20 protein-coding genes and 1 tRNA gene are annotated in these 19884 nt (G+C 71.3%); 6 read left to right on the top strand and 15 right to left on the bottom strand.

Translation table 11 applies throughout. The features are described 5' to 3' along the window. Positions 1-63 precede the first annotated feature (63 nt). A complete protein-coding gene (locus AOM06_RS08630) occupies positions 64-1434 on the top strand; it encodes a glycoside hydrolase family 6 protein (protein WP_369401403.1) in 1371 nt (456 codons plus the stop codon). Between the two features lie 40 nt (positions 1435-1474). Beyond that, positions 1475-1744, top strand: coding sequence for a DUF4031 domain-containing protein (locus tag AOM06_RS08625; protein ID WP_062304676.1), 270 nt, complete (start codon positions 1475-1477; stop codon positions 1742-1744). An 88-nt stretch (positions 1745-1832) separates the two neighbouring features. On the opposite strand, the gene groL is transcribed toward AOM06_RS08625, so the two are convergent. The 3 genes from groL to AOM06_RS08610 form a co-directional block, all read right to left on the bottom strand. Continuing rightward, on the bottom strand, positions 1833-3458 hold the full coding sequence (gene groL / locus AOM06_RS08620) for a chaperonin GroEL (RefSeq protein ID WP_062304674.1): 1626 nt from the start codon (positions 3456-3458) through the stop codon (positions 1833-1835). Positions 3459-3723: 265 nt separating this feature from the next. Further along, positions 3724-4329, bottom strand: a complete 606-nt coding sequence (locus tag AOM06_RS08615) for a LytR C-terminal domain-containing protein (protein ID WP_062304672.1) — start codon at positions 4327-4329, stop codon at positions 3724-3726. A 22-nt stretch (positions 4330-4351) separates the two neighbouring features. Further along, on the bottom strand, positions 4352-4639 hold the full coding sequence (locus AOM06_RS08610) for a DUF3263 domain-containing protein (protein WP_062304723.1): 288 nt from the start codon (positions 4637-4639) through the stop codon (positions 4352-4354). 83 nt (positions 4640-4722) lie between these two features. On the opposite strand from AOM06_RS08610, the gene AOM06_RS08605 reads away from it, so the two are divergent. Then, entirely contained in the window at positions 4723-5391 is a 669-nt protein-coding gene (locus tag AOM06_RS08605; protein ID WP_156163650.1) for a uracil-DNA glycosylase, read from the top strand. A gap of 187 nt (positions 5392-5578) precedes the next feature. Here the strand turns inward: AOM06_RS08605 and AOM06_RS08600 are convergent. From AOM06_RS08600 to AOM06_RS08585, 4 genes are all read right to left on the bottom strand, one after another. Next, positions 5579-5654: transfer RNA gene (locus tag AOM06_RS08600), tRNA-Thr, on the bottom strand. A 79-nt stretch (positions 5655-5733) separates the two neighbouring features. Further along, on the bottom strand, positions 5734-6561 hold the full coding sequence (locus tag AOM06_RS08595; protein ID WP_062304670.1) for a DsbA family protein: 828 nt from the start codon (positions 6559-6561) through the stop codon (positions 5734-5736). A gap of 54 nt (positions 6562-6615) precedes the next feature. Further along, positions 6616-7125: a MauE/DoxX family redox-associated membrane protein gene (locus tag AOM06_RS08590; protein ID WP_062304668.1), complete on the bottom strand. Its 510-nt coding sequence runs from the start codon at positions 7123-7125 to the stop codon at positions 6616-6618. Between the two features lie 106 nt (positions 7126-7231). Next, positions 7232-8824, bottom strand: a complete 1593-nt coding sequence (locus AOM06_RS08585) for a serine/threonine-protein kinase (protein ID WP_062304665.1) — start codon at positions 8822-8824, stop codon at positions 7232-7234. A gap of 191 nt (positions 8825-9015) precedes the next feature. Between AOM06_RS08585 and AOM06_RS08580 the strand changes: the two genes are divergently transcribed. Next, positions 9016-10179, top strand: a complete 1164-nt coding sequence (locus tag AOM06_RS08580) for an ABC transporter ATP-binding protein (RefSeq protein WP_062304721.1) — start codon at positions 9016-9018, stop codon at positions 10177-10179. A 109-nt stretch (positions 10180-10288) separates the two neighbouring features. Continuing rightward, on the top strand, positions 10289-11761 hold the full coding sequence (locus AOM06_RS08575) for a DUF4032 domain-containing protein (protein WP_082105432.1): 1473 nt from the start codon (positions 10289-10291) through the stop codon (positions 11759-11761). 39 nt (positions 11762-11800) lie between these two features. Here the strand turns inward: AOM06_RS08575 and rlmB are convergent, their stop codons facing one another. The 5 genes from rlmB to AOM06_RS08550 all read right to left on the bottom strand — a co-directional run bounded on the left by rlmB (position 11801) and on the right by AOM06_RS08550 (position 16217). Further along, the gene (rlmB, locus tag AOM06_RS08570) at positions 11801-12766 is read right to left on the bottom strand and encodes a 23S rRNA (guanosine(2251)-2'-O)-methyltransferase RlmB (protein WP_062304661.1); all 966 of its coding nucleotides are present in this window, start codon (positions 12764-12766) and stop codon (positions 11801-11803) included. A gap of 161 nt (positions 12767-12927) precedes the next feature. Next, complete coding sequence (cysS, locus tag AOM06_RS08565) at positions 12928-14352, bottom strand: cysteine--tRNA ligase (RefSeq protein ID WP_062304659.1); 1425 nt, start codon at positions 14350-14352, stop codon at positions 12928-12930. A 229-nt stretch (positions 14353-14581) separates the two neighbouring features. Continuing rightward, complete coding sequence (gene ispF, locus AOM06_RS08560; RefSeq protein ID WP_062304657.1) at positions 14582-15058, bottom strand: 2-C-methyl-D-erythritol 2,4-cyclodiphosphate synthase; 477 nt, start codon at positions 15056-15058, stop codon at positions 14582-14584. Further along, complete coding sequence (gene ispD / locus AOM06_RS08555; protein ID WP_228372901.1) at positions 15055-15738, bottom strand: 2-C-methyl-D-erythritol 4-phosphate cytidylyltransferase; 684 nt, start codon at positions 15736-15738, stop codon at positions 15055-15057. The genes ispF and ispD overlap by 4 nt, the downstream gene beginning before the upstream one ends. Continuing rightward, positions 15735-16217, bottom strand: coding sequence for a CarD family transcriptional regulator (locus AOM06_RS08550; RefSeq protein ID WP_042213676.1), 483 nt, complete (start codon positions 16215-16217; stop codon positions 15735-15737). Before AOM06_RS08550 ends, ispD begins: the two co-directional genes overlap by 4 nt. Positions 16218-16425: 208 nt before the next feature. Between AOM06_RS08550 and AOM06_RS08545 the strand changes: the two genes are divergently transcribed. Continuing rightward, positions 16426-16887 (top strand): hypothetical protein, encoded by a 462-nt coding sequence (locus tag AOM06_RS08545; RefSeq protein WP_062304652.1) that lies wholly within the window; start codon positions 16426-16428, stop codon positions 16885-16887. Between the two features lie 150 nt (positions 16888-17037). Here the strand turns inward: AOM06_RS08545 and pstB are convergent, their stop codons facing one another. Genes pstB through pstC form a run of 3 tightly spaced genes read right to left on the bottom strand, consistent with a single transcriptional unit; the run spans position 17038 to position 19790 of the window. Next, positions 17038-17817: a phosphate ABC transporter ATP-binding protein PstB gene (pstB, locus tag AOM06_RS08540; RefSeq protein WP_062304650.1), complete on the bottom strand. Its 780-nt coding sequence runs from the start codon at positions 17815-17817 to the stop codon at positions 17038-17040. Positions 17818-17835: 18 nt separating this feature from the next. Next, entirely contained in the window at positions 17836-18792 is a 957-nt protein-coding gene (gene pstA / locus AOM06_RS08535) for a phosphate ABC transporter permease PstA (RefSeq protein WP_062304647.1), read from the bottom strand. Next, positions 18792-19790: a phosphate ABC transporter permease subunit PstC gene (pstC, locus tag AOM06_RS08530; RefSeq protein WP_062304644.1), complete on the bottom strand. Its 999-nt coding sequence runs from the start codon at positions 19788-19790 to the stop codon at positions 18792-18794. The genes pstA and pstC overlap by 1 nt, the downstream gene beginning before the upstream one ends. Positions 19791-19884: the final 94 nt, after the last annotated feature.

The following is a 19884-nucleotide window of genomic DNA, read 5'->3' as shown; positions in this document are numbered from 1 at the left end:
GAGACTCGCCACACTTCGCCCGCCTGACACCGGCGCGCGCGGAGGCGCCCCTAGCATGGCGCGATGCGTATGAGGTTCCGGGTGCTCGCCGCCGCCGTGATGGGCGCGCTGGCCCTCAGCATCGCGACCCCGATCGCCGCCACCGCGGCGACATCGGCGTGCGCGGTGAACTACTCCGTACATGCCCAGTGGCCCGGCGGGTTCACCGCCCAGGTGCGCATCAAGCACACCGGTCCGACGCTCTCCGGGTGGACGGTCCGGTGGAGCTACCGGTCCGGCCAGAAGGTGACGCAGTCGTGGAACGCGCAGACCGTCCGCGCCGCCAAGCGCGTCACGGTCCGCCACGAGTCGTACAACGCCACGGTGCGCAGCGGAGACGTGATCGACTTCGGCTTCAACGGCTCGTGGACGGGGAGCAACACCAAGCCCGTGGCCTTCACGCTCAACGGCACCACCTGCAAGCTCACCACGTCGATCCCGACCTCGAACGCGTCGTCCGGGTCGTCGAGCTCCACGTCCTCGTCCGCCTCGTCCACCTCCTCCGCGGGCGCGACCAACCCGCTCACGTGGACCAAGGCGCCTCAGGTCAAGGCGAGCGCGCGCTTCTTCGTCGACACCCGCTCGCAGGCATATGCGGCGTACGCGAAGTCCTCGGGCACCACCAAGACGCGCCTCGCCAAGATCGCGAAGACGCCGACGGCGAAGTGGGTCGGATCGTGGCTCTCGGGCACGCAGGCGCGGACCGCGGTGCGCGACTACACGAGCCGCGCCAAGAAGGCCGGCCGCACGGGTGTGCTCGTCATCTACGCGATCCCCGGGCGCGACTGCGGCTCCTACTCCGCGGGCGGGGTCTCGACCAGCCAGTACGCGCGTTGGATCGACAAGGTCGCCGACGGGATCGTGGGGCGCCCCTGGGTGATCCTCGAGCCGGACGCGCTCGCCCAGCTGGGCGACTGCTCGGGACAGGGCGACCGCGTGGGGTACCTGCGCTACGCGGCGAAGAAGCTCACGCAGGCCGGCGCGCGCGTCTACCTGGACGCCGGGCACTCCAACTGGCGGTCGGTGGACGACACGGTGGCGCGCCTGCGCAAGGTCGGCTTCAAGTACGCGGCCGGCTTCTCCCTCAACACGTCGAACTACAACACCACCGCGGCCGAGCGTGCCTACGGTGCGGCGATCGCGAGGAAGCTGGGCGGACGGACGTTCGTGATCGACACGTCGCGCAACGGCAAGGGCTCGAACGGCCAGTGGTGCAACCCCTCCGGCCGCGGCCTCGGCACGCGCCCGATGGTCACGGCCGACCGCAAGTACGTCGACGCGTACCTGTGGATCAAGGCGCCCGGCGAGTCCGACGGCTACTGCAACGGCGGCCCGGCGGCCGGGGCCTGGTGGCAGAAGGGCGCCCTGGCGCTCGCACGCAACGCCTCGTGGTGACGCGCGCGGGCACCGAGCGGCCCGCGCCTACCCTGAGGTCATGATCCTCATCGACCCGCCGCTGTGGCCCCGCCACGGCACGGTCTGGGGCCACCTGGTGTCGGACTCGTCGCTCGACGAGCTCCACGGCTTCGCCGCCGCCGCAGGCATCCCCCCTCGCGCATTCGACCGCGACCACTACGACTACCCCGTGGAACGCCGGGACGCGCTGGTGGCGCTCGGCGCGACGGAGGTCTCCACGCGGGACCTCATCCTGCGCCTGCGCGAGTCGGGGCTCAGGGTGACCGCGGCGCAGCGACGCGCGCGCTGAGGGGCCGGGGCGCCTACGACGAAGGCCCCGCCCCCGGCGAACCGGGAGCGGGGCCTTCGAGCTGGCTTCTGCGAAGCTCGAGCAGGGCTTAGAAGCCCATGCCGCCCATGTCGGGGGCACCGGCCGGCATGGCCGGCTCGGGCTCGGGCTTGTCGGCGACGACGGCCTCGGTGGTGAGGAACAGCGCCGCGATCGACGCAGCGTTCTGCAGCGCCGAGCGGGTCACCTTCACCGGGTCGTTGACGCCCGCGGCAAGCAGGTCGACGTACTCGCCGGTCGCGGCGTTGAGGCCGAAGTGGACCGGGAGGCCCTTGACCTTCTCCACCACGACGCCGCCCTCGAGGCCGGCGTTGACGGCGATCTGGCGCAGCGGCGCGGTGATCGCGGCCTCGACGATGCGGGCACCGGTGGCCTCGTCACCCTCGAGCTCGAGACCCTCGAACGCGGTGGTGCCGGCCTGGATGAGGGCCACGCCACCACCGGCGACGATGCCCTCCTCGACGGCGGCCTTCGCGTTGCGGACGGCGTCCTCGATGCGGTGCTTGCGCTCCTTGAGCTCGACCTCGGTGGCCGCGCCCGCCTTGATGACGGCGACGCCGCCGGCGAGCTTGGCGAGGCGCTCCTGGAGCTTCTCGCGGTCGTAGTCCGAGTCGGAGTTGTCGATCTCGGCGCGGATCTGGCGGACGCGGCCGGCCAGCTGCTCCTCCGAGCCCGCACCCTCGACGATCGTGGTCTCGTCCTTGGTCACGACGACCTTGCGCGCCTGGCCGAGGAGCTCGAGGCCCGCGTTGTCGAGCGAGAGGCCGACCGACTCCGAGATCACGGTGCCGCCGGTGAGGATCGCCATGTCCTGCAGCATCGCCTTGCGGCGGTCGCCGAAGCCGGGCGCCTTGACGGCGACGGCCTTGAAGGTGCCACGGATCTTGTTGACCACGAGCGTCGCGAGGGCCTCGGACTCGACGTCCTCCGCGATGATCGCGAGGGGCTTGCCGGTCTGCATGACCTTCTCGAGCACGGGCACGAGGTCCTTGACCGAGTTGATCTTCGACTCGACGAGCAGGATGTACGCGTCCTCGAGGACGGCCTCCTGGCGCTCGGCGTCGGTGACGAAGTAGGCGGAGAGGAAGCCCTTGTCGAAGCGCATGCCCTCGGTCAGCTCGAGCTCGAGGCCCAGAGCCGAGGACTCCTCGACGGTGATGACACCCTCCTTGCCGACCTTGTCCATCGCCTCGGCGATGAGCTCGCCGATCGCGGGGTCGCCGGCCGAGATGCCCGCGGTCGCGGCGATCTCGTCCTTGGTCTCGACCTCCTTGGCCGCCTTGAGCAGCTCGGCGGTCACGGCCTCGACGGCCTTCTCGATGCCCTTCTTGAGGGCGATCGGGTTCGCGCCGGCCGCGACGTTGCGCAGACCCTGCTGCACGAGCGCCTGGGCGAGCACGGTCGCGGTGGTGGTGCCGTCACCCGCGACGTCGTCGGTCTTCTTCGCGACCTCCTTGACGAGCTCCGCGCCGATCTTCTCGAAGGGCTCCTCGAGCTCGATCTCCTTGGCGATGGAGACGCCGTCGTTCGTGATGGTGGGGGCGCCCCACTTCTTCTCGAGAACGACGTTGCGACCCTTGGGTCCAAGAGTGACCTTGACGGCGTCGGCGAGGGCGTTCATGCCCCGCTCCATGCCGCGGCGGGCCTCCTCATCGAAGGCAATGATCTTTGCCATGGGGGTAGTACCTCTTCCGATGGATGACGGTCCCCCACCGCCCGCGACGGACGATGCACGGCCGGGCGTTCACGTCACGCCAGGCCCCGCACCTCGGCGGAGAACCCTAGGTCTCTTAGCACTCGCGCCTGGCGAGTGCTAACGCCGATTCTGGCACTCTCCCCCGCCGAGTGCAAACGGCGTGAACCGTGTTCGCCGAGGGCGTGGCGGCGCATCGTGCCCCGCGAGGGCGATGCGCGGGGCGGCCCGCGCCGCGAGCCTCGCGCTACGGCGAGGAGACCAGCTGGACCTCGACGTCGACGTCCGTGGTGGGCTCGCCCAGCTCGACCGTGTCGATCCCCAGCGTCGACGCGACCTCGGCCGCGGTGTCCGCCATCGCCTCGTCCGCGTAGACCACGCGGTTGGCGGTCGGGATCGCACCCGAGAGGTTGTCCGCGGTCGGGGTCGCGAAGCCCGCCTCCTCGAGAAGCGTGGCCTGTGAGCCTGCAAGGCCGGTGATCCCGGAGCCGTTGAGCACCGCGATCGAGGCGTCGTAGTCGATGACGGGCTCGGGCTCGGCGGTCTCCGACGGCTCCTCGGACGGGGTCTCGGACGGCTCCTCGGACACGGTCTCGGAGGGCTCCGTGGTCGCCTCGGAGGTCGCCTCGGTGGTGACCTCGGCGGCGGGCGACTCGCTCACCGTCGACGACGGCGTCACGCCCGTGTTCCAGAACAGCTGCGCGACCACGAAGGCCACCAGGCCGGCCACGACGAAGACGACGAGCGGCACGATCGCCACGCTCCACCACGGGCGCGGAGCACGGTGCACGCCCACAGGGCCGCCGCTCTGGGCGATCTGGTCGAACTCGTCGGGCTCATGCGCGGTCGTCACGCGGACACCCTACCGTTCACCTTCACGCGTGCGCGGGACCCGCCGCCCGGCCGCGGATGCGCGAGTCGCGCATCCGCCGCAGGCGCTGGACCAGCACCGGGTCGTGCGCGAGCGCCTCGGGCGAATCGATGACCGTGTTGAGCACCTGGTAGTACTGCGTCGCGCTGAGCCCTAGGCTCTCGCGCACCGCGTCCTCCTTGGCACCGGCGTAGCGCCACCAACGACGCTCGAGGGCCAGGACCTGGACGGCGCGCTCGTCGAGCTCCGGCTGAGGTGCCGGGGAGTCCGCGGTGTCGCTCGTCAGGTCCATGATCGCCACCAGGGTAAGCGCGGCGGCGAGGCCCGCCTGACAGGCGCGCGGCGCATCGTCCCCCCGTCGCTAGGGTGGGCCGCATGCGTGAGGCGTGGATGGCCCCCGTGGCCCCGGACTGGGCCCGCGCTCTCGCCCCGGTGGCGCCGGCGCTCGAGCGGCTCGACGCCACGCTCGCGGGCGAGCCCTACCTGCCCGCGCCCGAGGCGGTGATGCGCGCCTTCGGGCTGCCGCTCGCCGATGTGCGCGTCCTGCTGGTGGGCCAGGACCCCTACCCCACGCCCGGCGACCCCGTCGGGCTGTCCTTCTCCGTCCCCCCAGGCCATCCTCTGCCCCGCTCGCTGCGCAACATCGCTCGGGAGCTGCGCGATGACACGGGCGAGGAGCTCGCGAGCGGCGACCTCACCCCGTGGCACGACCAGGGCGTCATGCTGCTCAACAGGGTGCTCACCGTGCGTCCCGGCGAGGCAGGCTCCCACCAGGGCCTCGGGTGGGAGGAGGTCACCGAGCTCGCGATCCGCAGGCTCGCGACGCGCGGCGGGCCGCTGGTCGCGGTCCTGTGGGGGCGGCACGCCCAGGCGCTCGCGCCGATGCTCGGCGACGTCCCGCGCGTCGAGAGCGCGCATCCGAGCCCGCTGAGCGCGTCGCGAGGGTTCTTCGGCTCGGGGCCGTTCTCGCGGGTCAACCGCCTGCTGGAGGAGCAGGGCGCGTCACCCATCCGCTGGGCCACCGGCGCACCGGCGCTCTTCTAGCCTCCCGGTCGGGACACTGAGCACTCCGCTGCGCGTGCCGGATGCGTTCGCGGGACACCAGGCTCCGCGCGATCCACCTAGGCGGAGGTGGCTGTCCCGCGAGGCGGTCTCGTACCGATGCGAGGAGTGGTGAGTGTCCCGAACCGTTGGTGGCGGGTGGGCAGGGCTGGGTGGTGCGGAAATGAAGTGGAGCTGGCAGCGGGACTCGAACCCGCAACCTTCGCTTTACAAGAGCGCTGCGCTACCGATTGCGCCATGCCAGCCGGGGCGGCCAGGATACCGGCCCCGAACGCGCGAACGCCGCACCGCCCCGGAGGACGATGCGGCGCTCGCGGCGGAAGATCAGCCCAGGCTCTCGATGTACGCCCGGAGCTCACCGGCGGTGAAGTAGTCCACGACCGGGGCCTCGTCGTTGCCCTGCTCGTTGAGGATGACGCCGTCGGCGAAGTCGCCGGTGGCGGACACCCGCACGGTCGGCGTGCCGCGCATGCCGTCGACCGAGGCCTGCTCGGTGGCCGCGGTCGCCCACTTCTTCATGCCGTCGTCGTCGAGGCTTGCGGCGACCTCCTCGGGCACGCCAGCGTCGATCGCGATCTGCTCGATCTGCGCGTCGCTCAGGCCCTCCGAGTTCTCCTCGGGCTGGTTCGCGAACATCGCCGCGGTGAAGTCGAGGTACGCCTCGGGCGCGAGGTGCGCGACCACGCCCGCGGCGCCGGCGGAACGGGTCGAGAAGTCCGTGCCCGACGAGAAGCGGTCGAGGATCGAGATCGGGTGGTAGTAGACCTGGATCTCACCGGCTTCACGCATCTCGTCGAGGTCGGCGGCGTTGGTCTGCTCGAAGACGTTGCAGATCGGGCACATGAAGTCGAGGTAGACGTCGACGCGCGGCACATCGGTCACCAGGTCCTCGCCGACCACGCCGGCGGTGCCCACCGGGATGCCGCCAGTCGTGTCGGCGGCGGCGGGAGCGGCCGCGCCCTCGGTGCCGAGGGGCTCGACCTTGCCCTGGTTGATGATGAAGAAGATCAGGCCGCCGAAGATCGCCAGTCCGACGATCGAGCCCGCGACGATCATGAGCATCGTCCGGCGCTCCTGCGCACGCACCTGCGCCTGGGCCTGCGCCTTGGCCGCGGCGCGCGCGTCGTTGGCCTTGCTGTTCTTGCTCGACATCGATCTCTCCAGGGTTCTGTCGTCGGTTGTCACAACAACTTTAGCCGCCGCGGCTCACGCGGCCTTCATCCAGCCGTCGAGCGAGAAGCGGCTCCGGGGCCAGATGACCAGATAGGTGCCCAACGCCACGAAGATGCCGCGCTCGAGCATATGCAACGGGTAGTTCGTGGTGCCCTCCGCGACCTCGCCACCGCCGCCGAAACAGCCGCAGTCGATGCTGAGGCCATGCGCCCACGCCCAGATCACGCCCGTGACGAAGGCGGCCATCATCAGCAGCCAGACGATCGACGCGAGGCGCGTGAAGAGCCCGGCGAACAGGAACACCGCGAGCAGGAGCTCGAAGAACGGGAGCATGGTGCCCACGAGCGGGACCAGCGCCTCCGGGAGGATCTCGTACGCGCGCACCGCGATGATCGACTGCGGGATGTCCGTCATCTTGGGGATCGCCGCCGCGACGAGGATGATCGCCATCGACAGGCGCACCAGCGTGCTCAGCCACGGCTGGATGGTGGCCCAGCGCCCGGTCTCCGTCGACTCGTCGGCCTGCACCGCATCGGCGTTCATCGCACGTTCTCCCTCGCTCGTCGCACTGCGCGCCACGGTACCGCCGTGCGCCTGGGTGCTCGCACGCCCAACGTCCCACCCGTCGGGACCGTTCCCGGCATCCGTCTCACAGCGCGGGCGCCTGCGGCAGCGGCCACCACCAGTCGCCGGCGCCCGCGAAGATCGCGATGCACGCGACCAGGATCGCGGTCGCGGCGATGAGCGCCCACGCCACCGCAAGCCCGCCGGTCGGCGAGACGGCGGCAGCGAGCCGATGCGCGCCGGCGCGCGTGGTCGACATGAGCGGCCCGAAGGCCATCACCAGCACCGCCGCCAGCCCCGCGAGCGCGAGCGTCGCGGAGTACAGCAGCGTGTCGCTCTCCGCGTCGGCCGCGGCGCCGACCACGTCGAGCTGCCCGAGCACCCACCAGGAGCCCAGCTGGACCCCGACGGCCACGGCCGCCGCCGTCAGCGCGGCCGGGATGGTCTCGACCGCGGCGCGCAGCACGTGCCACGGCAGCCCGATGGTCTGCACCACGGTGTCGGTGGTCCGCCGGTGGCCGCGCCGTGCCTGCGCGGCCTCGATCGCGAGCTCGCGGCGCTGGACCGTCCTCGCGACCACCGCGACGCCGACCAGCACGAGGTAGGTGAGCAGCGGCGCGAGCGGCGCCGCCGCGACGACCACGAGGCCCGCGAGCATGAGCAGCGTGCGGCGGCGCGGCGGCGGCACCTCCTCGGGCTCGTCGACACCCTCGTGGTGCTCGCCGACGACGTCGTCCCACGCGCCCGGCTCGGCATCGTCCTCCCACTGCGGCTGCGCGGTGGTCACGGGGAGGTCGTCGCCGCTCGGGAGCACCGTGGTCGCGTCGGGGTCCGCGCCCTCGCCGAGGTAGCCGACCGGCGCGACCGCCGTCGCGGGGATCGCGGGCATCACCTCGGTGGCGCCGCTGAGGGCCGCGACCACGTCGCGCATACCGGGCCTCGCATCGACGTCGCGTCCGAGCGCGGCGCGCAGGGACGCCGCCCCCGCCACATCCGGCAGGTTCGCGTCGGCCTCGAGCGTGCGGCTGATCGCTCCCGTGCCGGAGCCGAACGGCGCCCTGCCCGTCATCGCGTAGGCGACCGTCGCGGCCCACGACCAGCGGTCGGCCTGCGCGCCCGGCTCGGCGCCGTCGATGACCTCGGGGGCCACGTAGCCCGGCGTGCCGCTCACCAGACCTTCGCGCGTGAGGCGCGCGTCGTCCGTGCGATGCGCGAGCCCGAAGTCGATGAGCACCGGCCCGTCCGGCCCCATCATGACGTTCGACGGGGTCACGTCCCGGTGCACCACCCCGGCGGCGTGGACCGCCTCGAGCGCCGAGGCCGTCCGCTCGGCGAAGGCCGCGAGCGCGTGCCCGGCCAGCGGGCCGTGCTCCTGGATGTCGTCGAACAGGGTCTTGCCGGGCACGAGCTCGAACACCACGAACGTCTCGTCGTCGTCGAGCTCGGCGTCCAGGATCTGAGGGACGGCGGGGTGACGCAGCGACTGCAGCGCCCGCACCTCGCGCGCGAGCCGCGCGGCGGCCACCTGGTCCTCGCGCGCGTCGACCAGCTTGAGAGCCGCCTCCGTGCCGCCCTCGTCGACCACGCGGTACACCGACCCCGAGCCGCCCGTGCCCAGGCGCCCGACCACGCGGTACCCGCCGACGACGTCCCCCACCTCGCGCTGCAGCCCTGCCATGCACCCAACCTACCGGGGGCATCGTGCCTCCTCACCAGCCCCCGGACCCTGGGTGTGTGCCGGGTCCCACGCGGGCTGTGTCATGATGGGCGGGCCGGGAGGAGCCCGGCAGTGTCACTGTGGACACCACAACGGCATTTCTTCACTACGGATCGTCCGGCACGTACCTGCCGGTGAAGGGACACATGGCCATGGCCACCGTTACTTATGACAAGGCGTCGAGGATCTACCCCGGCACCGAGCGCCCCGCCGTCGACTCGCTCGACCTCGAGATCTCCGATGGCGAATTCCTCGTCCTCGTCGGCCCCTCGGGTTGCGGAAAGTCGACCTCGCTGCGCATGCTCGCCGGCCTCGAGGACGTCGACAAGGGTGCGATCTTCGTGGGCGACCGCGACGTCACCCACGTGCAGCCCAAGGACCGCGACATCGCGATGGTGTTCCAGTCCTACGCGCTGTACCCGCACATGACCGTCGCGGACAACATGGGCTTCGCGCTCAAGATCGCCAAGGTCGACAAGGCCACGATCCGCGAGCGTGTCGAGGCCGCCGCGAAGATCCTGGACCTCACCGAGTACCTGGACCGCAAGCCGAAGGCCCTCTCGGGTGGTCAGCGTCAGCGCGTCGCCATGGGCCGCGCGATCGTCCGCCAGCCGCAGGTGTTCCTCATGGACGAGCCGCTGTCGAACCTCGACGCCAAGCTCCGTGTCCAGACCCGTACCCAGATCGCCGCGCTCCAGCGCCGCCTGGGCACCACCACCGTCTACGTGACGCACGACCAGGTCGAGGCACTCACCATGGGTGACCGCATCGCGGTCCTCAAGGACGGCGTCCTCCAGCAGGTCGGCACGCCGCGCGAGATGTACGACACCCCGCAGAACGTGTTCGTCGCCGGCTTCATCGGCTCGCCCGCCATGAACCTCTCGACGTTCCGCGTCGAGGACGGCTACGCGCTCATCGGCGACTCGAAGATCCAGCTGCGTCGCGACACCGTCGCGAACATGACCGAGGCCGATGGCGGCGACGTCATCCTCGGCTTCCGTCCCGAGTCGCTCGACCGCGTCGCGCCGAACACGCCCGGCGCGTTCCCCGTCGAGGTCAACGTGGTCGAGGAGCTCGGCTCCGACGCCTTCGTGTACGGCACCATCCCGACGCCGCTCGCGACTGCCTCGAAGAACGTCGTGGGCGGTTCCGGCGACGGCATCGTCCGCGTCGACCCGCGCGACGTCCCCGCCAAGGGCGACACCATCTGGGTGACCATCCGCGAGGGCGAGCAGCACGTCTTCTCCTCCGCCACCCAGGAGCGCATCTCGACGCACGTCGTCAAGACCGACGCGTCGCGTTCGCTCGCGGGCTAAGGCTCAGCGCTTCACGGAAGGGGCGGTCCCGGCGATGCCGGGGCCGCCCCTTCTGCATGCCCCGGGCACGATGCGTGGGGTCCCGGGCCGCCCTCGCTACGCTGGAGCCATGCCGCACATCACCGGGGCCGCCGATCCTGGGCTCATGGAGCTGCCATGGGACATCCCGCTGTCCGCCTGGCCCGAGGACGTCATCGCCGCTCTCCCCCGGGGCCTGTCCCGCCACGTGGTGCGCTTCGTCCGCCATGGCGGCAACGTGCTCGCGGTCAAGGAGACGAACCGGGAGATCGCGTACCGCGAGTTCCAGATGCTGCGCGAGCTGGAGCGCCTCGAGGCGCCCTGCGTGCATGCCGTGGCCGTGGTGACCCAGCGACGCACCCCCATGGGTGAGGAGCTCTCCGCGGCGCTGGTCACCGAGCATCTCGCGTTCTCTCTGCCGTACCGCGCGCTGTTCTCGACCGCGCTGCGCAAGGGCACCCTCAACCGCCTCATCGACGCGCTCTCCGTGCTGCTGGTGCGGCTGCATCTCACGGGCTTCTACTGGGGCGACGTGTCGCTGTCGAACGCGCTCTTCCGTCGCGACGCCTCGGAGTTCTCGGCATACCTGGTCGACGCCGAGACGGGCGACCTCCACGAGGCCCTCACGGACGGCCAGCGCTCGTACGACCTCGAGATCGCGACCACCAACATCATCGGCGAGATCCTCGACCTGCAGGCCAACGAGGACCTCGACGAGGGCATCGACCCGTTCAAGATCGGCGAGCGGCTCGAGTCCAAGTACAGCAAGCTGTGGGCCGCGCTCACCGCGACCGAGACCTTCGACGCGAACATCCCGCTGCGCGTCGCGGAGCGCGTGCGCGCGCTCAACGAGATGGGCTTCGACGTGGGCGAGCTCGACATGCTCTCGACCCCCGACGGCCAGGGGCTGCGCATCCGCCCCAAGGTGGTCGACGCCGGCTTCCACTCGCGTCGCCTCATGCGTCTCACGGGTCTCGACGTCCAGGAGAACCAGGCGCGGCGGCTGCTCAACGACCTCGACGAGTTCCGCCTGGTCCACCCCGAGATCGGCGAGGACGAGGCCTTCGGCGCCCACGCGTGGCTCACGAGCATCTTCGAGCCCACCGTGCGCGCGGTGCCGCGCGAGCTGCGCGGCAAGCTCGAGCCGGCGCAGGTGTTCCACGAGGTCCTCGACCACCGGTGGTACCTCGCGGAGTCCGCGGGTGAGGACGTGCCCATGCCGGTCGCGACGGCCTCCTACGTGAAGAACGTGCTGCCGCTGCGCCCCGACGAGCGCGCCGTGCTCGGCCGCTCGCTCGCAGAGATGACGGCCGAGCTTCCCGCCCTCACCGACGAGGTCGGCACCGAGTTCGAGGCGCGCGACCCCTTCGAGAACGACAACACGTACGCGTGGGGCGAGGTCCCCGTCCCCGAGACGAGCGAGCCGCCGCAGGTGCGCCGCCAGTCGACGCGGATCCCGGCGCCCGAGCGCTCGCCGCTCACGGGTCAGGTCGCCGCGCAGGCCCAGGCACGCGCCACCGCCGAGGACGACGAGGACGACGCGTCGGAGGAGTCCGGCTTCTAGGGACGATGCGGGGCTCGCGCCCGGCATCGTCCCCGGGCGTCAGGCGCGGGCAGCCGCCTTGGACGCCTCGTACAGCGCGATCGACGCGGCCACCGAGGCGTTGAGGCTCTCCGTGCTCGCCGCGATCGGGATGGACGCCACCTGGTCGCAGGCCTCGCGCACCAGGCGGGACAGGCCCTCGCCCTCGGCGCCCACCACGATGACGAGCGGGCCGTCGAGCAGGTTCGACTCGTGCAGCTCCACGTCGCCGTCGCCCGCGAGGCCGAGCACGAACAGGCCGGCCTTCTTGTACTCCTCGATCGCGCGGACCATGTTGACCGCGCGCGCGACGGGAAGGCGCGACGCCGCTCCGGCCGAGACCTTCCACGCGGCGACCGTCATGCCGGCCGCGCGGCGCTCGGGGATGAGCGCGCCGGTCGCGCCGAACGCGGCCGCCGAGCGGACGATCGCGCCAAGGTTGCGCGGGTCCTGGATGCCGTCGAGCGCGATGATGCGCACGGGCGCGGGAGCCTCGAGCAGGTCCTGGGGCTCCGCGTACTGGTACGGCGGGACCTCGAGCGCGACGCCCTGGTGGGGCGAGCCGCCCGCGAGGGTGTCGAGCGTGGCCTTGGTGACCTCGCGGACGGTGACGCCCTGCTCGACGGCGAGCGACACGATCTCGGTGACGCGGTCGTCGGCGTCGATGCGGTTGAAGATGCTCAGCATGTGCGCGGTCATGCCCTCGCGCAGCGCCTCGAGCACGCTGTTGCGGCCGACCACCAGCTCGAGCGAGCCGGACGTGCGGTCGCGCGGCGTCGCCTTCACGGCCTTCTGAGGCCGCTTGGCGGCCTCCTTCTCGGCGCGCTGCTTCGCCTTGTATGCCTTGTGGTTCGGGCGTTCCTCGGCCCTCGGCGTGGGGCCCTTGCCCTCGAGCGCCTTGCGACCGTGGCCGCCGGTGCCGACCTGCGCGCCCTTCTTGGATCCTGCGTTTCGGGTCGCGCCGCGGCGCTTCGAGTTACCAGCCATGGCTACAAGGGTAATCGCGGAAGGTGCGCGCGGGCGCCCCTCCCCTCGCCTGACACTGCCGACGGATCTCGAGGCGACACGCCGCCGCCGAGGCGACAGGCCGGCGCGACACGCCGACAGACCGGGACCAGCTCCGTTGGGAGTGTCCCGGTGGCGGGGGTTCAGCCCTCGGAAGCGAGGGACCAGCGCGCGCCGTCCGCCGCGTCCGCGATGACGATGCCCGCGCCGGCCAGACGGTCACGGATCGCGTCGGCGGTGCCCCAGTCCTTCGCCGCGCGCGCGGCGGCACGTGCCGCGATGTCCGCCTGGACCAGGAAGTCGAGCGCGCTCATCGCGGCGTCCGAGGCTCCGGCCTTCTCGGCGGCCCACTCGGGGGCGGCCGGGTCGAGGCCGAGGACCCCGAGCATCGCGCGGGCCGACATGAGCGCGGCGGCCACCGCCGCATCGTCCCCCGCCGTGAGCGCCGCGTTGCCGGCACGGACCGTCTCGTGGATCACCGCGAGCGCACGGGACACCGCGAGGTCGTCGTCCATGGCCTCGACGAACGCCTCCGGAAGCGGCGCGGAAGCGACGTCCTCGAGCGACGGAGCGCCCACCTTCTCGGAGGCACGCGCGACGAAGCCCTGGAAGCGGGCCCACTGGGCGGACGCCTCGTCGAGGGTCGACGGCGTGTACTCGAGCATCGAGCGGTAGTGCACCGCGGCGAGCGCGAGGCGCAGCGCGGCCGGCTCGTGGGCCGCGAGGACCTCGGAGACCAGCAGCCCGTTGCCCAGCGACTTCGACATCTTGGCGCCGGACTGCGTCACCCACGCGGAGTGCATCCACAGGCGCGCGAAGCCGTAGCCCGCGGCGCGGGACTGGGCCTGCTCGTTCTCGTGGTGCGGGAAGCGCAGGTCGAGCCCGCCGCCGTGGATGTCGAACTCGTCGCCCAGGTAGCGCTGCGACATGGCGGAGCACTCGATGTGCCAGCCCGGGCGCCCCGGTCCCCACGGCGAGTCCCACGAGGCCGTCGCAGGCTCCTCGTCCTTGCGTGCCTTCCACAGCGCGAAGTCGTGGGGGTCACGCTTGACCTCGGACGGCGAGTCCGTCGCGGGGCTGAGGGCGTCGAGGGCCTGACGCGTGAGCGCGCCGTACTCGGCGAACGAGCGGACGTCGAAGTACACGGAGCCGTCCTGCTCGTACGCGTGGCCGTTCTCCACGAGCCTCGCGATGAGCGCGACGATCTCGGGGATGTGCCCCGTGGCGCGCGGCTCCGCGGCGGGCGGCTTCACGCCGACCGCGGCGTAGGCCGCCTGGAACTCGCGCTCGTGGCGCAGCGCCCACGCCCACCAGTCGTCGCCCGCCTCGGCGGCCTTCACCAGGGTCTTGTCGTCGATGTCGGTGACGTTGCGGACCAGCGTCACCTGGTAGCCGGACCGCTCGAGCCAGCGCTGCAGGACGTCGAAGGCGACGGCCGCGCGCAGGTGACCCACGTGCGGCGAGCCCTGCACCGTGGGACCGCACAGGTAGATGCCGACCCTGCCCGGGGTGAGGGGCGCGAAGTCGCGCTCGTCGCGGGTGGCGGTGTCGTACAGGCGGAGGGTCACGCGCCCAGGCTACCGGGAGCGCGCGCGTCGGGACGATGCGGGGGTCCGCGCCTCACCGCGCGCCGCGACCCCGCCGAGTCGGGACGCTCAGCACTCCCGGATCTCTACCCGCGCCTCTCGCGGGACATCAGGCTCCGGCGGCGTTCATCGCCCGGAGGTGCGTGTCCCGCGACGAGGGGTTCCCAAGGATCCAGGAGTGCTGAGTGTCCCGGGCCGAGGAGGACGGCGCTCAGGACTGGACGATGAGCGCGGTCGCGATCGCCGCGATGCCCTCGCCGCGCCCCGTGAGCCCCAGCCCGTCCGTCGTGGTGCCGGCGACGGTGACCGGCGCCCCGACGGCGGCGCTCAGCGCGGCCTCCGCCTCGGCCCGCCGCGGTGCGAGCTTGGGCCGGTTGCCGATTACCTGGACCGCGACGTTGCCTATCTCGAAGCCGGCCTCGCGCACCAGCCGCGCGGACTCCGCGAGCAGCGCGGTGCCCGCGGCGCCGGCCCACTCGGGGCGCGAGGTGCCGAAGTTCGCGCCCAGGTCTCCCAGCCCGGCGGCGGACAGCAGCGCGTCGCACGCCGCGTGCGCGGCGACGTCCGCGTCCGAGTGCCCCTCGAGCCCGGGCTCGCCGGGCCACTCGAGGCCGGCGACCATGAGCGGGCGGTCGCCGCCGAACGCGTGCACGTCGACGCCGATGCCGGTGCGGGGCAGCGTGGTCACACCTTCTCCTCATCCGCGGACAGCGCCGCGATGTGCTCGGCGAGCGCAAGGTCGCCCGCGTGCGTCACCTTGACGCCCCACTCGTGGCCCGCGGTCGCGACCACCCGGTAGCCGAGCGCGCGTGCGAGCGTCGCGTCGTCGGTGGCGCCGTCGCCCCCGCGCGCATGGGCGTCGAGCAGCACGGACGCCCGGAACCCCTGCGGGGTCTGGACGATGCGGAAGCCGTCCCTGTCGACCGGCTCGCCGAGAGCGCCGTCGGCGCCGGGCGCCGTCACGAGCGTGTCGACCACGGGCACCACGGGGATCGCGCCATCCGCGCCCGACTCGATCGCGTCGATGACGGCGCTCATGGCCTCGGTGGTCTGGAAGGCGCGCGCGGCGTCGTGCACCAGGACGATGTCATGCGACGCGAGGCCGAGCGCGGCGAGGCCCAGGTTGACGGACTCCTGGCGCGTGCCCGCGCCGGGGACGATGCGCACGTCGAGCCCGTCGAGAGCGCGCGCGAAGTCGTCGAGGTGGGTGGGAGGCGCGGTCACCACCACTCGGGTGGCGACGCGCGCGATGCGGCGCACGGCATGCGTGACGAGCGGCTCGCCCGCCACGACGACGAGCGCCTTGGGGAGGTCGGAACCCAGCCGGGTCCCGTAGCCGGCGGCCGTGACGACGGCCGCGACGGTCACGAGGCGAGGACCTCGTCGAGTCGCGCCTCGGCGGCGCCCTCGTCGCACTTCTCGGCGAGCGCGAGCTCGCTCACCAGGATCTGGCGAGCCTTGTGGAGCATGCGCTTCTCGCCCGCGGACAGGCCCTTGTCGGTGTCGCGGCGGGACAGGTCGCGCACGACCTCGGCCACGCGGATGACGTCGCCGGAGGCGAGCTTCTCGACGTTGGCCTTGTAGCGGCGCGACCAGTTGGTGGGCTCCTCGATGTAGGGCTCGCGCAGGACGCCGAACACCTTCTCGAGACCCGCCTGGTCGACGACGTCGCGGACACCCACCAGGTCGACGTTCTCGGCCGGCACCTCGATGGTCAGGTCACCCTGCGCCACCTTCAGCTTGAGGTAGGTCTTCTCCTCGCCGCGGATGATGCGCTTCTTGATGTCCTGGATCTGGGCCGCCCCATGGTGGGGGTAGACGACGGTCTCGCCAACGACGAAGTTCATGGTGGAGTAATCCCCTTCTCGACGGAACTCCATTCTACCAGTTCGCAAAACCGCAATAACAGGCGCATCATGCCTGGCAATGGGCACTTGGTCCCTGTCGGCCGGAAATCGCGCCCCGCTACGCTCCGCCCCACCCCGGGCACGGTGGCCGCGCGGCACGCGGAGCCACTATCCTTCCAGTGACATCACCCCGGAAAGGTTCCCCGCCGTGAAGATCCCCGCACGCGCCCTCCCGCTCGCCGCGCTCGCGCTCGTCGCAGCCGGCTGCAGCACCGTCAACCCCATCACCACCCAGATGGCGTACGACGCGTCGGACGGCGTGAGCGTCGAGCTCGGCGACGTCACGGCGCTGAACCTGCTCGTCATCACCGAGGCCGAGGGCTCCGCGGCGGTGCTCACCGGATCGTTCAAGAACGCGGGCGACGAGGACGCGACCGTCGCCGCGAGCATCGACGGCGGCAACATCGTCAGCATCGAGATCCCCGCGGGCGCCACGGTCCGCCTCGGCGGCGACGAGGGCGAGACGCACGTGACCGGAACGTCCACCGCGGCGCCCGGGCTCCTGCAGGAGGTGCTGTTCCAGACCGAGGAGGCCGGCCAGATCTCCGAGGACATCCCCGTCCTCGACGGCACGCTCCCGGAGTACGCGCCCGAGCTCGACAGCCTCTGACCCCGCGGCTCCGCCACACCGATCGGCGGCTCCGCCACACAGCTGAACCCCCGCATCGTCCTCTACCAGGAATGATGCACAACAAGAAGGGCCGATGCGCTACGCATCGGCCCTTCTTGTGTGGCGGAGCCGCAGGGGCTCGCCGGCGGATCAGCCGAAGCGGCCCGAGATGTAGTCCTCGGTGGCCTTCTCCGACGGCGTGGAGAACATCGTCGGGGTGTCGTTCATCTCGATGAGCTTTCCCGGCTTGCCGGTGCCCGCGATGTTGAAGAAGGCGGTGCGGTCGGAGACGCGCGCGGCCTGCTGCATGTTGTGCGTGACGATGACGATCGTGTACTCGTCCTTGAGCTCCTGCATGAGGTCCTCGATCGCGAGCGTCGAGATCGGGTCGAGCGCGGAGCACGGCTCGTCCATGAGCAGCACGTCGGGCTTGATCGCGATCGCACGCGCGATGCACAGACGCTGCTGCTGGCCGCCGGAGAGCGAGGAGCCGGGCTTGTCGAGGCGGTCCTTGACCTCCTCCCAGAGGTTCGCGCCGCGCAGCGACGACTCCACGAGGTCGTCGGCGTCCGAACGCGAGATGCGCTTGCTGTTGAGCTTGACGCCCGCGAGCACGTTCTCGGCGATCGACATGGTGGGGAACGGGTTGGGGCGCTGGAACACCATGCCGACGTGGCGGCGGACCGTCACGGGGTCCACGTTGTCGCCGTAGAGGTTCACGCCGTCGATGAGCACCTCGCCCTCGACGCGGGCGCCGGGGATGACCTCGTGCATGCGGTTGAGGGTGCGGAGGAACGTCGACTTCCCGCAGCCCGAGGGGCCGATGAACGCCGTCACGGACTTCGGCTCGATGGCGAGGGACACGTCCTCGACGGCCAGGAAGCTCGAGTAGTAGACGTTCAGGTTGTTGACGTCGATGCGCTTGGACACGGATGCTCCGGTTCTGGCTCAGCGGCCGGTCTTGGGGGAGAAGTAGCGGGCGATGAGTCGCGCGATGAGGTTCAGCGCCATCACGATGAGGATGAGCACCAGGGCCGCGCCCCAGGCCCGGTACTGCGTGATCTCACCGATGCAGGTGTCGGTGGCGCACGGCAGCACACCCTTCTCGTACTCCGAGATGATGTACACCGGCAGCGACATCATGCGGCCGTCGAAGAGGTTCCAGTTGAGGGAGTCCGCGACGCCCACCGCGACGAGCAGCGGGGCGGTCTCACCGATGACGCGCGCGATCGCGAGGGTCACTCCGGTGGTGATGCCCGCGATCGCGGTGCGCACCACCACCTTCATCACCGTGAGCCACTTGGGCACGCCCAGGGCGTAGGACGCCTCGCGCAGCTCGTTGGGGACCAGGCGCAGCATCTCCTCCGAGGAGCGCACGACCACCGGGATCATGAGCACGGACAACGCGACCGCGCCGACGATGCCCAGCTTGGTGCCGGGCCCCATGATGATCGCGAAGAGCGAGTAGGCGAAGAGGCCGGCGACGATGGACGGGATGCCCGTCATGACGTCGACGAAGAAGGTGATCGAGCGCTTGAGCCACCCCGAGCCGTACTCGACGAGGTAGATCGCGGTGAGCAGGCCCACCGGCACGGAGATCACGGTGGCGGCGAGCGTCATCATGACCGTGCCGACCACGGCGTGCATGATGCCGCCGTACGGGGCCTCGGCGCCGTAGATGCCGCGCATCGTCTGGTTGAGGAACTCGAGGTTGAAGCCCGAGTCGAGGCCGTTCGCGTCCGAGATCATGAAGCGGTCGAGGCCGTTGACCACCACGGTCACCGCGAGCCAGATGAGCGGGATCACCGCGACGGCGAAGGCCGCGTAGATGACCACGGTCATCATGGCGTTCTTCATCCGGCGCGAGCGCGACAGCGCGCCCAGGGGCATGGTCGACGTCGCCATCAGTTGGCTCCCGAGAATTCGCTGCGGCGCGACACGATCCAGCGCGCGAGCATGTTGACGAGCAGGGTGATGAGGAACAGCGCGAGACCCATCGCGATCAGCGAGCTCACACCCGTGGCGTTGGCCTCGGGGAACTGCAGCGCGATGTACGCGGCGATGGTGTTGTGCTGGTTGGGCTGGAGCACCAGCAGCGAGTAGGTGAGGCCGGGGCCGATGATCATGAGCACCGCCATCGTCTCGCCGAGCGCGCGGCCCAGGCCGAGCATCGTGGCGCCGACCATGCCCGAGCGGCCGAACGGGAAGACCGCCATGCGGATCATCTCCCAGCGCGTCGCGCCCATCGCGAGCGCCGCCTCCTCGTGGAGCTTGGGCGTCTGGAGGAAGACCTCGCGGGAGACCGCGGAGATGATCGGGATGATCATGATCGCGAGCACGATGCCCGCGGACATCGCCACGCGGCCCGTGAAGATCTCGCCGGACTCCGGCGGCGCGAAGAGGGGGATCCAGCCGAAGTAGTCCGCGAGGAACTGGTAGAAGGGCTGGAGGAACGGCACGAGCACCGCGACGCCCCACAGGCCGTAGACCACCGAGGGCACGGCCGCGAGCAGGTCGATGAGGTACCCGAGCCCCTGCGCGAGCCTGCGCGGGGCGAAGTGCGAGATGAAGAGCGCGATGCCGATCGAGACGGGCGTCGCGAGCAGCAGCGCGATCAGCGAGATCAGCAGCGTGCCGTAGACCAGGTAGCCGACGATCTCGATGAGGCTCTGGCCCTGGTCGGGCTTGATGAAGGAGACGACCTTGCCGAGCTCCTCCGCGCCCATCGTCATCGCGGGCCAGGCCTCCACCAGGAGGAAGGTGGCGACCGCCGCGAGAGTGATGAGGATGAGCGAGCCGGCTGCCGTCGACAGCCTCTTGAAGAAGCTGTTGGCGAAGGCGCCGGGATGGGTCCCGTAGTCGCTCGGCGGAGCAGCCTCAGGCTGCGTCTCGGTGGTGGTCACGCGCGGTTCTCCCTCGGATCTGCGCCCATCGTAATGGGCGAGGTGGTGGGCCCGCCCCTCACGGGCAGGCCCACCACCGTCAGGTCAGGCGTCG

The organism is Demequina subtropica, from assembly GCF_000971235.1.
GTDB classification, from domain to species: Bacteria; Actinomycetota; Actinomycetes; order Actinomycetales; family Demequinaceae; genus Demequina; species Demequina subtropica.
Note: the sequence above shows the minus strand (reverse complement) of the source record. Positions and strands in the feature narration are given on the sequence as shown.

Coding starts and splice junctions, on each gene's coding strand:
- rlmB (WP_062304661.1), bottom strand. CDS start 12,766: ATGGCTGGTAACTCGAAGCGCCGCGGCGCGACCCGAAACGCAGGATCC.
- AOM06_RS08580 (WP_062304721.1), top strand. CDS start 9,016: ATGGCCACCGTTACTTATGACAAGGCGTCGAGGATCTACCCCGGCACC.
- AOM06_RS08575 (WP_082105432.1), top strand. CDS start 10,289: ATGCCGCACATCACCGGGGCCGCCGATCCTGGGCTCATGGAGCTGCCA.
- AOM06_RS08595 (WP_062304670.1), bottom strand. CDS start 6,561: ATGTCGAGCAAGAACAGCAAGGCCAACGACGCGCGCGCCGCGGCCAAG.
- AOM06_RS08605 (WP_156163650.1), top strand. CDS start 4,723: ATGCGTGAGGCGTGGATGGCCCCCGTGGCCCCGGACTGGGCCCGCGCT.
- AOM06_RS08585 (WP_062304665.1), bottom strand. CDS start 8,824: ATGGCAGGGCTGCAGCGCGAGGTGGGGGACGTCGTCGGCGGGTACCGC.
- AOM06_RS08550 (WP_042213676.1), bottom strand. CDS start 16,217: ATGAACTTCGTCGTTGGCGAGACCGTCGTCTACCCCCACCATGGGGCG.
- pstA (WP_062304647.1), bottom strand. CDS start 18,792: ATGGCGACGTCGACCATGCCCCTGGGCGCGCTGTCGCGCTCGCGCCGG.
- AOM06_RS08625 (WP_062304676.1), top strand. CDS start 1,475: ATGATCCTCATCGACCCGCCGCTGTGGCCCCGCCACGGCACGGTCTGG.
- AOM06_RS08630 (WP_369401403.1), top strand. CDS start 64: ATGCGTATGAGGTTCCGGGTGCTCGCCGCCGCCGTGATGGGCGCGCTG.
- AOM06_RS08610 (WP_062304723.1), bottom strand. CDS start 4,639: ATGGACCTGACGAGCGACACCGCGGACTCCCCGGCACCTCAGCCGGAG.
- AOM06_RS08590 (WP_062304668.1), bottom strand. CDS start 7,125: ATGAACGCCGATGCGGTGCAGGCCGACGAGTCGACGGAGACCGGGCGC.
- groL (WP_062304674.1), bottom strand. CDS start 3,458: ATGGCAAAGATCATTGCCTTCGATGAGGAGGCCCGCCGCGGCATGGAG.